1 protein-coding gene is annotated in these 960 nt (G+C 74.0%); it reads left to right on the top strand.

Going from position 1 to position 960, the window contains the following annotated elements:
- Positions 1-47: 47 nt before the first annotated feature.
- Positions 48-960 (top strand): adventurous gliding motility protein AgmC (gene agmC / locus HG543_RS53845; protein WP_439332629.1); only part of this gene is annotated, 913 nt, incomplete at its 3' end.

The following is a 960-nucleotide window of genomic DNA, read 5'->3' as shown; positions in this document are numbered from 1 at the left end:
CCCCCTCCCTCCCACACGTCGGGGTTCTGGGGCAGCATGGGGGCCGCATGCGCTTCATCCCCCTCTTCGTGCTCGTGCTCCTCGTGACGTCCCCCGCGCTGGCGGAGCCGGACTCCTTTGGACTGGGCACTGGCCGCAATGGGGCCCTCGGCGTCACCGCGGTGGGCCAGACCCTCAACCTCGCCACGCCGCTGGTGTCCGCCGCGCCAGCGGGCAGCACCGTGTTGCGCCTGGCGAGCATGGCCAACCTGCCGGTGGGCGCGCTGGTGCTCATCCATCAGAGCACCGGCTTTGATTCGAACACGCCCTCGGGCGGGGCGGGCCCCTACGCTCCCGGAGCGGTGGGGCGCTGGGAGCTGGCCCGCATCGCGGCGGTGGACAACACCGCGGGGCTGCGGCTCACCGCGCCCCTGGTGAACGGCTACACCGTGCCGGGCGCGCAGCTGGTCCTCGTCCCCGAGTACACCAACGTCACCGTCCTGGAGGGCGCGTCACTCGTGGCTCGCGCGTGGGATGGCCGCTCCGGCGGCATCCTCGCCTTCCTCGCCACGGGCACGGTGACGAACCGGGGCCACATCTCCGCGGATGGCGCGGGCTTCCGGGGCGCGAGCTTCTCCAACCACGCCGACCTCGCCGGGTGCACCGGGCTGGACCTGCCGTTCACGCAGGGCGGCTCCTACAAGGGCGAGGGCGTGGTGGCGGACCTCGTGGACAAGGCGTCCGGGCGCGGCAACCTGGTCAACGCCGGAGGCGGCGGCAACTGCCACAACTCCGGTGGCGGAGGAGGCGGGCACGGCGGCGACGGCGGCAAGGGGGGCGTCACCGCGGACGAGGACGGCTTCCGGGACGAGGGCGGGCTCGGGGGCGCGTCCATGGGCTACTCGCTCGTGGAACATGCCCTCTTCGGAGGCGGCGCCGGCGCGGGCGAGGGGAACAACAGCGATGGCTCCGGCGGCGGGG

Origin of the sequence: Pyxidicoccus fallax (genome assembly GCF_012933655.1) — a bacterium.
Classification (GTDB): Bacteria; Myxococcota; Myxococcia; order Myxococcales; family Myxococcaceae; genus Myxococcus; species Myxococcus fallax.
This window is presented reverse-complemented; position numbering and strand designations above follow the sequence as displayed.